This window comes from Arthrobacter sp. Leaf141 (genome assembly GCF_001424565.1).
GTDB lineage: Bacteria > Actinomycetota > Actinomycetes > Actinomycetales > Micrococcaceae > Arthrobacter.
The window spans coordinates 106,876-121,377 of the sequence record NZ_LMOL01000023.1 but is presented as its reverse complement, the minus strand read 5'-3'; the positions used below and the strand labels follow the sequence as shown (position 1 = coordinate 121,377).

Sequence of the window (14,502 nt, the reverse complement as noted above, 5' to 3'; positions counted from 1 at the left end):
GAAGGTGCCATGGCACTGACAGCATCAGTCAAGGAAGAACTGTCCCGTCTGGACATCAAAAAGTCATCAGTCCGCAAGGCTGAGGTCTCGGCGATGCTCCGCTTCGCCGGCGGCCTGCACATCATTTCCGGCCGGATCGTGATCGAAGCGGAAGTGGACCTGGCGTCCACCGCCCGACGCCTCCGGGCCGCCATCGCTGAGGTGTACGGCCACCAAAGCGAAATCATCGTTGTTTCAGCAGGCGGCCTTCGCCGTGCCAGCCGGTACGTGGTGCGTGTAGTGCGCGACGGCGAGGCGCTGGCCCGCCAGACCGGGCTCCTCGATGGGCGTGGCCGCCCCGTGCGCGGGCTGCCGTCCGCCGTCGTCAACGGCTCCGCGGCCGACGCGGAAGCTGTGTGGCGGGGCGCGTTCCTGGCCCACGGCTCCCTCACCGAACCCGGCCGGTCCTCCTCACTGGAAGTCACCTGCCCCGGTCCCGAGTCCGCGCTGGCCCTTGTTGGCGCCGCACGGCGGCTGGACATCCAGGCCAAAGCCCGCGAAGTGCGGGGCGTTGACCGGGTGGTGATCCGTGACGGCGACACTATCGCCGCGCTGCTGACCCGGATGGGCGCCCACGACGCCCTGATGGTCTGGGAAGAACGCAGGATGCGCAAGGAAGTCCGCGCCACCGCCAACCGGCTGGCCAACTTTGACGACGCCAACCTCCGCCGCTCCGCCCAGGCCGCCGTGGCCGCCGGCGCCCGCGTGGACCGGGCCCTGGAAATCCTTGGTGACGATGTCCCGGACCACCTCAAATACGCCGGCGAACTCAGGGTGGCCCACAAGCAGGCAAGCCTTGACGAACTGGGACGACTGGCTGACCCGGCAATGACCAAGGACGCCATCGCGGGCCGGATCAGGCGCCTGCTGGCCATGGCGGACAAACGCGCCCAGGACCTGGGCATTCCCGGTACGGACGCCAATGTGACGCCCGAAATGCTGGACGAGTGAGCGCCCCCTAGAATCGGAAATGGCGTGACGGAAATATCCGGCCCCGGCTGCAGGTTAGGCCAAGGGGAGCGGCTTTCGTCACTGGAACGCCACCGCCGCAAGTTTCCGGGCGCCTGACGCCCGGATGCACAATCCAAGAAGTAGAAACCGGACCGAGAGTCCACGATATTGGAGGATTTTGTGACCGAGTACGTATTGCCGGAACTCAGCTACGACTACGCAGCACTGGAACCGCACATTTCCGCGCGGATCATGGAGCTGCACCACAGCAAGCACCACGCTGCCTACGTGGCCGGCGCCAACAACGCCCTGAAGCAGCTGGCAGAAGCCCGCGAAAAGGGCGACTTCGCCAACATCAACCGGCTCTCCAAGGACCTGGCCTTCCACACCGGCGGCCACGTCAACCACTCCGTCTTCTGGAACAACCTGTCCCCGGACGGCGGCGACAAGCCCGAAGGTGAGCTGGCAGCAGCCATCGACGACGCCTTCGGCTCCTTCGACGCCTTCCGCGCCCAGTTCTCCGCAGCAGCCCTTGGCCTGCAGGGATCCGGCTGGGGCTTCCTGGCCTACGAGCCCATCGGCGGCAACCTGGTCATCGAGCAGCTTTACGACCAGCAGGGCAACGTGGCGCTCGGCACCACCCCGCTGCTGATGCTGGACATGTGGGAGCACGCCTTCTACCTGGACTACGTCAACGTCAAAGCCGACTACGTGAAGGCCTTCTGGAACATCGTGAACTGGGCCGACGTCGCCAAGCGCTTCGAAGCAGCACGCACGAATGCAACGGGCCTGATCACCCTCCCGTAGTGATCCCTGCTACACATTCGTGTAACAAACCTCACAATCCGGTGCTTTAAGGCCGGGATGTGGACGGTCCGCCCCTGCACTTGCGGGGGCGGACCCAATTAAACGTAAGATAGGTCACGGAAGGCGGTTAGCCTTCAGCAATGAGGCTGGTCGCCCTCCGATCTGTAAATCATCTCTGCCCAATGGCGTGCGGGATCTGTTAGTTGGCTTGAACGCCCGCTCAACTAGTAGTGCTTCACAAAGCACCAAGGAGACTGAAACAACGTGACGACCCGTATTGGTATCAACGGCTTCGGCCGTATTGGCCGCAACTACTTCCGCGCAGCACTGGCCCAGGGCGCGGACCTTGAGATCGTTGCAGTCAACGACCTCACCAGCCCCGAAGCGCTGGCCCACCTGCTCAAGTACGATTCCGTCGGCGGCCGGCTGAAGGAAACCATCGAAGTCAAGGACGGCAACATCGTCGTCAACGGCAACGTCATCAAGGTCCTGGCTGAGCGCGATCCCGCCAACCTGCCCTGGGGCGAGCTGGGCGTGGACATCGTCATCGAGTCCACCGGCTTCTTCACCAAGGCCGCGGCCGCGCAGAAGCACATCGATGCCGGCGCCAAGAAGGTCCTCATTTCCGCCCCGGCGTCCGATGAAGACATCACCATTGTGATGGGTGTGAACCACGGCCTGTACGACAACGCCACGCACCACATCATCTCGAACGCTTCCTGCACCACGAACTGCCTCGGCCCGCTGGCCAAGGTCATCAACGACGAGTTCGGCATCGAACGCGGCCTGATGACCACCGTGCACGCCTACACCGCGGACCAGAACCTGCAGGACGGACCCCACAGCGACCTGCGCCGCGCCCGCGCCGCCGCCATCAACATGGTCCCCACCTCCACCGGTGCAGCCAAGGCCATCGGCCTGGTCCTGCCGGAGCTCAAGGGCAAGTTGGACGGCTACGCCATCCGCGTTCCCGTACCCACCGGTTCCGCCACTGACCTCACCGTCACCGTCGGCCGCGAAACCACCGTCGAGGAAGTCAACGCCGCCCTCAAGCGCGCTTCCGAGTCCGAGGAACTCCAGGGTTTCCTGACCTACACCGACGAGCCCATCGTGTCCTCGGACATCGTGGGGGACCCGGCGTCGTCCATCTTCGACTCCGGCCTGACCAAGGTGATCGGCAACCAGGTCAAGGTTGTTTCCTGGTACGACAACGAATGGGGCTACTCAAACCGCCTCGTTGACCTCACGGAGCTCGTCGCATCCAAGCTGGGCTAGGGTTAGACACATGACATCAAACACCCTCAACGACCTCATCGCTGAAGGTGTCCGCGGGCGGTACATTCTGGTTCGAAGTGACCTGAATGTGCCGCTCGACGGCTCTGCCGTGACTGACGACGGACGCATCAAGGCGTCCCTCCCGGTGCTGGCAAAGCTCACGGACGCCGGTGCCCGCGTGCTGGTTACAGCCCACCTTGGCCGCCCCAAAGGCGCACCCGAGGACAAGTACTCCCTCAAGCCCGCAGTGGACCGCCTGGCGGAACTTGCGGACTTCCCGGTGACGCTGGCCGCGGACACCGTGGGCAACTCCGCACGGGAAGGAGCTGCGGCGCTGCAGGACGGCGAAGCGCTGGTTTTGGAGAACGTCCGGTTCGACGCCCGCGAAACCAGCAAGGACGACGCCGAACGCGGAGCCTTCGCTGATGAGCTTGTCGCGCTGACCGGCAGCAACGGCGCGTATGTCGATGACGCCTTCGGGGCTGTGCACCGCAGGCACGCCAGCGTGTACGACGTCGCCACCCGGCTGCCGTCGTACCTCGGCGACCTGGTCCACACCGAGGTCGAGGTGCTGCGCAAACTGACGGCCGACACCCAGCGCCCCTACGTGGTGGTTCTTGGCGGCTCGAAGGTCTCGGACAAACTCGCCGTGATCGAAAACCTGCTGGGCAAGGCTGACACCATCCTGGTGGGCGGCGGCATGCTGTTCACGTTCCTGGCAGCAGCCGGGCATAAGGTGGCCGGCAGCCTGCTCGAGAAGGACCAGATCCCCGTGGTCCAGGACTACCTCAAGCGCGCAGCCGACGCCGGCACCGAGTTCGTGGTGCCCACAGACGTTGTGGTGGCGGAGAAGTTCGCCGCCGATGCGGCACACGAAACCGTGGCAGCAGACGCCATTGAGGCCAGCAGCTTCGGCAGCCAAGGCATCGGCCTGGACATCGGACCCGATTCCGCCGCCGCTTTTGCTGCCCGCATTGCCGGGGCCAAAACGGTCTTCTGGAACGGGCCCATGGGCGTCTTTGAGTTCGACGCCTTCGCCGCCGGCACCCGTGCCGTGGCCAAGGCCCTGACCGAGACCGAAGCGTTCACCGTGGTTGGCGGCGGCGATTCCGCCGCGGCCGTCCGTACGCTGGGATTCGCTGACGACCAGTTTGGCCACATCTCCACCGGTGGCGGCGCCAGCCTGGAATACCTTGAGGGCAAGGACCTGCCGGGACTGAGCGTCCTGGACCGCTAGCAGTACCGGACTGCACAGTCCGCCGGCCGGCAGGCTGCTCCCGCAGCCTGCCGGCCAAACACTTATTAACGACTTTTGGAGAACACGTGACTACGTCAACAAACGGCGCCTTTGACCGTAAGCCCTTCATTGCGGGCAACTGGAAAATGAACATGGACCACGTCCAGGGCATCACGCTCCTGCAGAAACTCGCCTGGACCCTCTCCGACGCCAAGCACGACTACAACCGCGTCGAGGTTGCCGTCTTCCCGCCGTTCACCGACCTCCGCGGCGTCCAGACCCTGGTGCAGGGCGACGACCTCGACGTTGCCTACGGCGGCCAGGACCTGTCCCAGTTCGATTCCGGCGCCTACACCGGAGACATCTCCGGCGCGTTCCTTGCCAAGCTGGGCTGCTCTTATGTCCTGGTGGGCCACAGCGAACGCCGCACCATCCACAACGAAACGGACGAAGTCCTCAACGCCAAGGTCAAGGCCGCGTTCAAGCACGGCGTGACCCCCGTGCTGTGCGCCGGTGAGGGCCTGGAAATCCGCCAGGCCGGCACCCACGTGGAACACACGCTTGACCAGGTACGCGCCGGTGTTGCCGGGCTCACCAACGAGCAGGCCGCCGAACTCGTCATCGCCTACGAACCCGTTTGGGCCATCGGCACCGGCCAGGTCGCCGGCCCCGGCGACGCACAGGAACTCTGTGCTGCCATCCGGACCGAACTGGAAAAGCTCTTCGGCGCCGACGTGGCAGCCAAGACCCGCCTGCTGTACGGCGGCTCCGTAAAGGCCAACAACGCGGCAGCCATCCTGCAGGAAACGGATGTGGACGGCCTGCTCGTGGGTGGCGCCAGCCTTGACCCCGCCGAGTTTGCTAATATTGTCAGGTTCGAGAGTCACCTGGTGACGGACTAGTCCGTCAGCACCCCCGCTCCCGCAATCCCAACTTCCTGAAAGGCCGTCGTGGACGTTCTTCATGTCATTCTGCAGATCCTCCTGGGCATCACCAGCCTCCTGCTGACACTGCTCATCCTCCTTCACAAGGGACGCGGTGGCGGTATGTCGGATATGTTCGGCGGCGGCATGAGCTCAGGGCTGAGCTCCTCGGGCGTAGCGGAACGGAACCTCAACAGGTTTACCGTGGTCCTCGGCGTGACCTGGGGCGTGGTGATCATCGGCCTTGGCCTGATCATGCGGTTCAGCGGAGCCGGCGACTCCTGAGCAAAGCTTCAGGCAAGGATTACGCGGCGGCACTCCCGCCGCGGGTCCATCCAAACTAAACTGTGGCTGTCGGTTACCGACGGCCACAGTTTTTTTTGGTTAAGCAGCCCTGCCTGCCTACCGGCACCCGTTGCCAGTCAGGAGTTCCCATGGTCCATCCAGGCTCAGGATTTCGGGGCACCCGCGCCGGTGTCACGGCAGGCAGCGGCTCCAGCCTCCAGTCCGGGGACTCGCCGGGCAGCCCCTTGCCCCGCATGCGGGTATCGTATTGGTGCGTCTCAGGCCACGAAACCCAGCCGGTTTTCCTGCGCCTGCCGGAGGACCAGATCCCTGCCGTCTGGGATTGCCGCAGATGCGGGGCCACGGCGTCAAGGGACGGCCAGGCGGCAGCCATGGCCGACGCGGCCGACGACGGCTACAAAACCCACCTCGAATACGTTAAAGAGCGACGCTCCGGCCAGGACGCCGAAGACGTCCTGGCCGGAGCGTTGGAAAAGCTACGCGCCCGCGGCGTCCTTCCGGACGAGCTGCTGCGGGACCCGTGAGGCCGCATTCTCATCGATGAGCCACAGGGTCCGCGAGGTGCCCCGCGGCCCTGCAGCCGGAACCTGGATGGGATTGGCACCCGCAAGGGCCAGGCCCACGGCGCCTGCCTTGTCCTCGCCGGCCACCACCATCCACACCTCGGATGCGGTGTTGATGGCCGGCAGGGTCAGGGAAACCCGCAACGGCGGCGGCTTCGGTGAGTTGTGTACGGCAATAACGGTGCCGACCTTCTCGCGGATGCCGCCCTGCTCAGGGAACAGGGAGGCAACGTGTGCGTCGGGGCCAACACCCAGCAGGACCACGTCCAGGCGCGGCAGCACCGAAGGATGCTCCGGCCGGTCATCGGACATATCTGCAGCGTGCTCGGCTGCCGCCGCTTCAGCCAGCTGGCGGGCGTAGTCCGCTGCGGCCTCCTCGACGCTGCCGAAGTCGTCTGAGGAACCCGGAGCGTGGACCCGGGCCGGGTCCACCGGGATGTGGGACAACAGCGCGTCGAAGGCCTGCTGGGCGTTCCGCTCCGGATCACCGGAGGCGACAAAACGCTCATCGCCCCACCAGAAGTTGACCCTGGACCAGTCGACGGCCGGGGCCGCCGGCGAGTCAGCAACAGCCTTCAGCGTACCGATGCCCACAGTGCCCCCGGTCAGGACCACGGTGGCTTCACCGTATTTGTCCTGGACGTCAACAAGCTTGGTGATAAGACGCGCGGCGATGGCTGCCATCAGGACGGACGAATCAGGATGAATGCTTACTCGTGGATCAACGCTCACTGGGTCGGACGCTCCTTAGATTGGTACGTGGCAGTCCAATAGTAATCACTTCGCCGAACACTTCGTCGGGGTCGAGCCGGCGAAGCTCCTCTGCCAGGCAGTCGCGGAGGCTGCGGCGGGGGAGGGAGATCCGTTGGGCCGGCTGGCCCGGCTGGGTCAGTTCCGCCACGGACAGGCCGGGACGGAAGAGCTGCACGTCGCCGCTCTGCCGGCTGAGCCGGACCCTGCGGATGCCGGTGCCGGCGGGGTCGGCCACAATGGTGACCGGAGCGTCCAGGGTCAACGTGAGCCAGGCTGCCAGCAGGAGGGTGCTGGGGGAGTCGGAGGCTCCTTCGACGGCAACAGCCGTAACCGGCGAGGAATCCACCTGGTCCAGGACTGCCGCGAGCTGGATGCGCCAGTTGGTGAGCCGGGTCCAGGCCAGGTCCGTGTCGCCGGCCTTATAGGTGGCCCGGATAATCTCCAGGGCGGCCTGCGGGTCCGGTTCGTTGGCAGAGTCCGTGATCCGGCGGTGCGCGATTTTCCCGATGGAGGTCTCGCACGCGTTTTCCGGGGCGCCGTGCGGCCACCAGGCCACAATCGGCGCGTCCGGGAGCAGCAGTGCTGCGACCAGGGATTCGCTTTCGTGCGACAGTTCGCCGTAGCCGCGGAGCACAATTACTTCCGAGGCTCCGGCGTCGCCGCCCACGCGGATCTGCGCGTCGAGCCTGTCCTTGGCGTCCGACCCGGCGTCGGCAAGCACAATGATGCGGCACGGGTGTTCGCGGCTGGCCTCGTTGGCCGCCTCGATGGCTTCCTCCTCCAGCCCGGACTTGGTGACCACCACCAGGGTGAGCACCCGGCCCAGCGCAATCACGCCGCCCTGCTCGCGCAGGGACATGATCTTCTTGGAGACCTTTGAGGTGGTGGTGTCCGGCAGGTCTACAATCATGGCCTTCTCCAGGTTCGTCCGTCACGGGCCAGCAGCTCGTCGGCGGAGGCAGGGCCCCAGCTGCCGGGAGCGTACGGCTCGGGCTGTTCGTTCAGTTCCGCCCAGTATTCCTCGAACGGGTCAAGGATCTTCCAGGACAGTTCCACTTCCTGATGCCGCGGGAACAGCGGCGGTTCACCCAGGAGCACGTCCAGGATCAACCGCTCGTACGCTTCCGGGCTGGATTCGGTGAACGAGTGTCCGTAGCCGAAGTCCATGGTGACGTCGCGGACTTCCGTCTGCGTGCCCGGGACCTTCGAGCCGAAGCGGATGGTGACGCCCTCGTCGGGCTGGACCCGGATGACGACAGCGTTCTGGCCGAAGTCGTCCTCGCCATGGTCGCGGAACAGCAGGTTGGGCGCGCGTTTGAAGACCACTGCGATTTCCGTCACGCGGCGGCCCAGGCGTTTGCCTGCACGCAGGTAGAACGGCACACCTGCCCAGCGGCGGGTGTGGATGTCCACCCGGATCGCCGCGAAGGTTTCCGTGGTGGAATCGGCGGGAATGCCCTCCTCCTCCAGGTACCCCTGGACCTGCTCACCACCCTGCCAGCCGCCGGCGAACTGGCCGCGGGCTGAGTGCTGCGACAGGTCGGCAGGCAGCTTGACCGCGGCCAGGACCTTTTCCTTCTCGGCGCGCAGGTCATCGGCGTTGAAGGAGATGGGCTCCTCCATCGCGGTCAGGGCCAGCAGCTGCAGCAGGTGGTTCTGGATCACGTCGCGGGCCGCGCCCACGCCGTCGTAATACCCTGCCCGGCCGCCCGTGCCGATGTCCTCGGCCATGGTGATCTGGACGTGGTCCACGTGGTTGGAGTTCCACAGTGGTTCGAAGAGCTGGTTCGCGAACCGCAGCGCCAGGATGTTCTGGACGGTTTCCTTGCCCAGGTAGTGGTCGATCCGGAAAACAGCGTCCGCCGGGAAGACGGACTCGACGATGTCGTTCAGCTGGCGGGCCGATTCCAGGTCGTGGCCGAACGGCTTCTCGATGACCACGCGGCGCCACTTGTCGCCGTCTGCCTGCGCCAGCCCGTGCTTGGACAGCTGCCGGCAGACCTGTTCGAAGGCCTTGGGCGGGATGGACAGGTAAAAGGCGTGGTTGCCGCGTGTTCCGCGCTGCTCATCGAGTTCGTCGATGGTTTCACCCAGGCGCTCGAAAGCGTCGTCGTCGTCGAACTCGCCCTGCACAAACCGGATGCCCTCGGACAGCTGGTTCCATACTGCCTCGTCAAACGGCGTACGGGCGTACGCCTGCACGGAGGCCTTCACCTCCGCGGCGAAGTCCTCCTTGTCCCACTCGCGCCGGGCGAAGCCCACCAGCGCGAAGCTGGGCGGCAACAGCCCCCGGTTGGCAAGGTCATACACAGCCGGCATGAGCTTTTTACGGGCAAGGTCGCCGGTGACTCCGAAGAGCACCAGGGAGGACGGCCCGGCAATCCGGTTCAAACGCCGGTCCCGCGGGTCCCGGAGCGGATTACGCCCCCGGCCCGCGGTTTTCCGGCCGAATTCAGTTTCTGGCATGGTTGCTTTTGCGCCTTAGCTTTCGGTAGCGGATGCCCGGGCGGACAGTGCAGCGACGATGTCCTGCAGCTGCGCCACACCGGCGGCACGGTTTGTCAGGTGCAGGCGGAGCACGGGCCGGCCGTGCTCCGCGAGGACCTGGGCGTCGCCTGCGGCCTGCGCGGAGATCAGTTCCCCGAACGTGAACGGACGGTCCGGAATGGCCAGGTCCTCCGCTTCGGCGGCAGTGACCTGGAGGAACACGCCGATCGCGGGTCCGCCCTTGTGGAACTGGCCGGTGGAGTGCAGGAACCGCGGTCCCCAGCCGAACGTGACCGGCCGGCCGCTGACGGCTGCCAGCTCGTCCCGCACGCCTTCGAGCTGCGCAAAGGCAAGCCGGTCGAAGTAGGCCTGGACACTGAGGTAGCTGTCGTCATCCAACGTGCCGAGCAGTGCCGTGACGGCTGCCTCCGCAGTAGTTGCGTCGCCGAGCCAGTCACCGCCCCGGACCTCAATGGACCCGTCCACGAAGGCCGCCGGCGTGGGTTCGGGCTGCGCGTCCAGGAGGCCGCGGGCTGCCACCTTGGCGGCCTCAACGTCCGGCTGGTCGAAGGGGTTGATGCCCAGCAGGCGGCCGGCCACGGCCGTGGCGAATTCCCAGACCATCATCTGGCTGGCCAGGCCGCCGGCGATGGCCACCTCGTTGGCGCCGGGTTCGACGTCGGCATCAGCAGCCACCAGGCGCACCACCAGGACGTCGGGGGCGCCGGAGCCGGCCTCGGGGGATGCGGGTCCGGCCACTACCGGAAGCACGCCGGTGCCCAGCTTGCCGGTGGATTCGGCGATGAGCTGTTCGGCCCAGTCAGCGAAGCCCACAATGCCGGAGCCGTCCTCCGCGATGACGATCTTGTTGCGCAGCGGACTGGTGCCGCCGAGGGCAGCGCCCAACGCGAGTCCAATGTTCCCAGCCGCGTCATCGTTGAGGATTTCTGCGGCTTCCTCGGCTTCGTCCAGGAACTTCTGGATGTCCACACCGGCCAGGCCGGAGGGGACCAGACCGAAAGCCGTCAGCGCCGAGTAGCGGCCGCCCACGTTGGGGTCCGCGTTGAAGACGGCACGGTAGCCGGCTTCGCGGGAGGACTTGTCCAGCGGGGAGCCGGGGTCGGTGACAATGATGATCCGGCTCTTGGCGTCCAGGCCCGCCTCGGTGAAGGCGTGCTCGAAGATGCGGCGCTGGGAGTCGGTTTCCAGCGTCGACCCGGACTTGGAGGAAACCACAATGGCGGTGTGGGCAAGGCGGTCGGCCAGTGCGGCGCGGACCTGGTCAGGGTCGGTGCTGTCAAGCACTGTCAGCTCGACGCCGGCGGTGCCGGCAATGACCTCGGGCGCCAGCGAGGAGCCGCCCATGCCGCAAAGCACGATGCGGGTCACGCCTTCGGCGCGCAGGGCGTCCCGGAGTTCCAGGATGGCCGGCACCAGGGCCTGCGAGACAGTGGCGGCTTCCACCCAGCCGAGCCTGACGGCCGACTCGGCTTCGGCGTCGGGACCCCAAAGGGTGTGGTCCTTGGCGAAGATCCTGGTGGCGATGCGGTCCGCCACCAGGGAGGGGAGGTGCTGTTCAAGAGCCTGCCGGGCAGCGCCGGTGGCGTCGTAGCTGAGAGTACTCATAGGGGACTAGGAAGCCTTCCGTGCAGCGGCGAGGGCGCCTTCGACGTCGGCCAGCAGTTCCTTCCAGCTGGCCACGAACTTGTCCAGGCCTTCCGATTCCAGAAGGGCCACAACCTCGTTGTAGGAGATGCCGAGGCCTTCGAGGGCGTCCAGGACGCCGTTCGCTTCCGCGTAGGTGCCGGTGATGGTGTCACCAGTGACAACGCCGTGGTCGAAGCTGGCGTCAAGGGTCTTCTCCGGCATGGTGTTCACAACGCCGGCGGCCACCAGTTCGGTGACGTAGAGGGTGTCCGGGTAGGCCGGGTCCTTCACGCCGGTGGAGGCCCACAGCGGACGCTGGGGGAGTGCGCCGGCTTCGGCGAGGAGCGCCCAGCGCTCGGTGCTGAAGAGTTCCTCGTAGACCTGGTAGGCCAGGCGGGCGTTGGCCACGCCGGCCTTGCCCTTGAGGGCCTTCGCTTCATCGGTGCCGAGGGCGTCGAGGCGCTTGTCGATTTCGGAGTCGACGCGGGAGACGAAGAAGGACGCCACGGAGTGGATCTTCGAGAGGTCGTGGCCGTTTTCCTTGGCCTGTTCCAGGCCGGCCTGGAAGGCGTTGATGACGGCGCGGTAACGCTCCAGGGAGAAGATCAGGGTCACGTTGACGCTGATGCCCTCTGCCAGGGTGGCCGTGATGGCTTCGAGGCCTTCAAGGGTGGCGGGGATCTTGATCAGGACGTTGTCCTTGTTGACCTTCTTGTAGAGGTTCTTGGCCTCGGCAATGGTGCCGGCGGTATCCCAGGCCAGGCGGGGGTCCACCTCGATGGAGACACGGCCGTCAACACCCTTGGTCGCGGCGGCGACGGGGGCGAACAGGTCGCAGGCGTCGGCTACGTCGGTGGTGGTGATTTCGAAGATGGTTTCCTCGACGCTGGAACCGGCGGCTGCCTGCGCGGCGATGGTGCCGTCGTAGTCGGTGCCGGCGGTGATGGCGGCGTGGAAGATCGACGGGTTGGTGGTCACACCCACCACGTTCTTCTCTTCGATGAGCTTGCGGAGGGTGCCCGTGTCCAGGCGGCCGCGGGACAGGTCATCGAGCCAGATCGAAACGCCGGCGTCGGACAGCTGCTGTGTGGGAGTAGTCATTGTTGTTTCTCCTAAATTCGGGTTCAGGCCTGGAGGCCGGAGAGGGAGTCCTTGGCGGCGGCAGCTACTGCTTCCGCGGTGATGCCGAACTCCTGGAAAAGGCGCTTGTAGTCGGCGGATGCGCCGTAGTGCTCGAGCGAGATGGAACGCCCGGCGTCGCCAACGAATTCCTTCCAGCCCAGCGAAAGGCCGGCCTCGACGGAGACGCGTGCCTTGACGTCAGCAGGCAGGACGGATTCGCGGTAGGCGGCGTCCTGCTTGTTGAACCATTCGACGCACGGCATGGACACAACGCGGGCGGCGATGCCTTCCGCCTGGAGTGCCTCGCGGGCCTGGACGGCCAGCTGGACCTCGGAACCGGTGCCGATGAGGACAACGTCGGCGGGAACGGTGGCACCGTCCCGGCTGGCTTCGGCGAGGACGTAGCCGCCCTTGGCGGTGCCTGCGGCGGAACCGAAGACGTCGCCGTCGGCTGCACCTTCGCCGCGTTCCCAGGTGGGGATGTTTTGCCGGGTCAGGACAATGCCGGCCGGGTTGGCGTGGTTTTCCAGCATGGTCTTCCAGGCAATGGATACCTCGTTGGCGTCACCGGGGCGGACAACGTCCAGGCCCACAATGGCGCGCAGGGTGGCGAGCTGTTCCACGGGCTGGTGGGTGGGGCCGTCCTCACCCAGGCCGATTGAGTCGTGCGTCCATACGTACAGGGATGAGGCCCCCATCAGGGCGCCGAGGCGGATGGCGGGCCGCTGGTAGTCACTGAAGATCAGGAACGTACCGGAGAAGGCGCGGGTCTTGCCGTGCAGGCTGATGCCGTTGACGATTGCTGCGGCGGCGTGCTCACGGATGCCGAAGTGCAGCACCCGGCCGTAGGGGTTTCCGGACCAGGCGTCGGTCTGCTTGGACGCCGGGATGAAGGACGGAGAGCCTTCAATCGTGGTGTTGTTGGACTCGGCGAGGTCGGCGGAGCCGCCCCAGAGTTCCGGCAGGACCGGACCCAGTGCGTTCAGTACCTTGCCGGAGGCGGCGCGGGTGGAAACGTCCTTGCCGGCCGGGAAGACAGGCAGTGCCGCGTCGACGCCGTCGGGAAGTTCCTTGGACTCGATGCGCTGCAGGAGTGCTGCACCCTCCGGGTTGGCTGCCTGCCAGGCGTTGAAGGACTCTTCCCATTCCTTGTGCGCTGCTGCGCCGCGGTCCACAACGGAGCGGGCGTGTGCCAGGACGTCCTGGTCCACGTCGAAGGACTTGGCGGGATCAAAGCCCAGTACCTCCTTGAGGCCTGCGACTTCCTCTGCGCCCAGCGCGGAACCGTGGATCTTGCCGGTGTTCTGCTTCTTCGGGGCCGGGTAGCCGATGATGGTCCGCAGCGAGATGATGGACGGCTTTGAGGTCTCGGCCTTCGCGGCCAGCAGTGCCGTGTACAGCTCCTGGACGTCTTCGACGTATTCGCCGGTCTTGGTCCAGTCAACGCGCTGGGTGTGCCAGCCGTAGGCCTCGTAGCGTTTCAGGACATCCTCGGTGAAGGAGATGTCGGTGTCGTCCTCGATGGAGATGTGGTTCTCATCGTAGACAACAACAAGGTTGCCCAGTTCCTGGTGGCCGGCAAGGGAGGATGCCTCCGCGGTGACGCCTTCCTGGAGGTCGCCGTCCGAGGCGATGACCCAGATGGTGTGGTCGAACGGGCTGGTGCCCGGGGCGGCGTCGGCGTCGAAGAGACCGCGTTGGCGGCGCTGGGAGTAGGCGAAGCCCACGGAGGAGGCCAGGCCCTGGCCCAGCGGACCGGTGGTGATCTCCACGCCGGCGGTGTGCTTGTACTCGGGGTGGCCCGGGGTCAGCGAGTCCCAGGTGCGCAGCGCCTCGAGGTCCTTCAGTTCCAGGCCGTAGCCGGAGAGGAACAGCTGGATGTAAAGGGTCAGCGACGTATGGCCGGGTGACAGGATGAAGCGGTCGCGGCCCAGCCAGTCCGGGTTCCGGGGATCGTGGCGCATCAGTTTGTGGAACAGGAGGTAAGCGGCCGGGGCCAGGCTCATCGCCGTTCCGGGGTGGCCGTTGCCCACCTTCTCCACTGCATCAGCGGCAAGTACGCGGACGGTGTCCACGGCGCGCTGGTCCAAGCTGGTCCATGACAGTTCTTGCTCTTCCAAATGTGGCACGAAAACCGGGCCCCTCTCTGTGCTGATGGCAGGTGGTACACCGGATCCGGTCAGGGGCACGCCGTGTGGCGCCCGCTGCGGTGTGTACCAGCCGTTCACCATCGAAACGTTATCTATCACTCAGCCGCGAACCGGCATGGAATGCGTTTTCCAAGGCATTCCTGCCGCGCGCTGATCTGGTGACAGCTTAGCCCGCCCGCGCGCCGGAAATCGGAAAAATCTCACGTTGTGGACGCTATTTCCCCTTTTATGAATGGCCCTGC

General features: G+C 65.9%; 13 protein-coding genes. 7 read left to right on the top strand and 6 right to left on the bottom strand.

The features are described from left to right. Nucleotides 1-9: 9 nt before the first annotated feature. From whiA to ASF72_RS15620, 7 genes are all read left to right on the top strand, one after another. Nucleotides 10-990 (top strand): DNA-binding protein WhiA, encoded by a 981-nt coding sequence (whiA, locus tag ASF72_RS15650; RefSeq protein WP_050684807.1) that lies wholly within the window; start codon nt 10-12, stop codon nt 988-990. A 180-nt stretch (nt 991-1,170) separates the two neighbouring features. Continuing rightward, nucleotides 1,171-1,797 (top strand): superoxide dismutase, encoded by a 627-nt coding sequence (locus ASF72_RS15645; RefSeq protein WP_050684831.1) that lies wholly within the window; start codon nt 1,171-1,173, stop codon nt 1,795-1,797. A gap of 264 nt (nt 1,798-2,061) precedes the next feature. Beyond that, on the top strand, nt 2,062-3,072 hold the full coding sequence (gene gap / locus ASF72_RS15640) for a type I glyceraldehyde-3-phosphate dehydrogenase (RefSeq protein WP_050684808.1): 1,011 nt from the start codon (nt 2,062-2,064) through the stop codon (nt 3,070-3,072). A gap of 10 nt (nt 3,073-3,082) precedes the next feature. Next, nucleotides 3,083-4,309 (top strand): phosphoglycerate kinase, encoded by a 1,227-nt coding sequence (locus ASF72_RS15635; RefSeq protein ID WP_050684809.1) that lies wholly within the window; start codon nt 3,083-3,085, stop codon nt 4,307-4,309. 86 nt (nt 4,310-4,395) lie between these two features. After that, nucleotides 4,396-5,211, top strand: a complete 816-nt coding sequence (gene tpiA / locus ASF72_RS15630; RefSeq protein ID WP_056600418.1) for a triose-phosphate isomerase — start codon at nt 4,396-4,398, stop codon at nt 5,209-5,211. 48 nt (nt 5,212-5,259) lie between these two features. Continuing rightward, nucleotides 5,260-5,517, top strand: coding sequence for a preprotein translocase subunit SecG (gene secG / locus ASF72_RS15625; RefSeq protein ID WP_050684811.1), 258 nt, complete (start codon nt 5,260-5,262; stop codon nt 5,515-5,517). A 149-nt stretch (nt 5,518-5,666) separates the two neighbouring features. Then, a complete protein-coding gene (locus ASF72_RS15620; RefSeq protein ID WP_050684812.1) occupies nt 5,667-6,062 on the top strand; it encodes an RNA polymerase-binding protein RbpA in 396 nt (131 codons plus the stop codon). Here ASF72_RS15620 and pgl read toward each other — a convergent pair. Genes pgl through tkt form a run of 6 tightly spaced genes read right to left on the bottom strand, consistent with a single transcriptional unit; the run spans nt 6,015 to nt 14,230 of the window. Continuing rightward, nucleotides 6,015-6,833, bottom strand: a complete 819-nt coding sequence (gene pgl, locus ASF72_RS15615; protein WP_050684813.1) for a 6-phosphogluconolactonase — start codon at nt 6,831-6,833, stop codon at nt 6,015-6,017. The two genes, ASF72_RS15620 and pgl, sit on opposite strands and share 48 nt — an antisense overlap. Next, nucleotides 6,823-7,764, bottom strand: coding sequence for a glucose-6-phosphate dehydrogenase assembly protein OpcA (locus ASF72_RS15610; protein WP_050684814.1), 942 nt, complete (start codon nt 7,762-7,764; stop codon nt 6,823-6,825). Before ASF72_RS15610 ends, pgl begins: the two co-directional genes overlap by 11 nt. Next, complete coding sequence (gene zwf, locus ASF72_RS15605; protein WP_056600416.1) at nt 7,761-9,320, bottom strand: glucose-6-phosphate dehydrogenase; 1,560 nt, start codon at nt 9,318-9,320, stop codon at nt 7,761-7,763. The genes ASF72_RS15610 and zwf overlap by 4 nt, the downstream gene beginning before the upstream one ends. A 15-nt stretch (nt 9,321-9,335) precedes the next feature. Then, nucleotides 9,336-10,967 carry a glucose-6-phosphate isomerase gene (locus tag ASF72_RS15600; protein WP_056600414.1) on the bottom strand — a complete coding sequence of 544 codons (1,632 nt, stop codon included), beginning with the start codon at nt 10,965-10,967 and terminating at the stop codon, nt 9,336-9,338. 6 nt (nt 10,968-10,973) lie between these two features. Next, nucleotides 10,974-12,089 (bottom strand): transaldolase, encoded by a 1,116-nt coding sequence (gene tal, locus ASF72_RS15595; protein ID WP_050684817.1) that lies wholly within the window; start codon nt 12,087-12,089, stop codon nt 10,974-10,976. Between the two features lie 23 nt (nt 12,090-12,112). Continuing rightward, on the bottom strand, nt 12,113-14,230 hold the full coding sequence (gene tkt / locus ASF72_RS15590) for a transketolase (protein ID WP_056600412.1): 2,118 nt from the start codon (nt 14,228-14,230) through the stop codon (nt 12,113-12,115). Nucleotides 14,231-14,502: the final 272 nt, after the last annotated feature.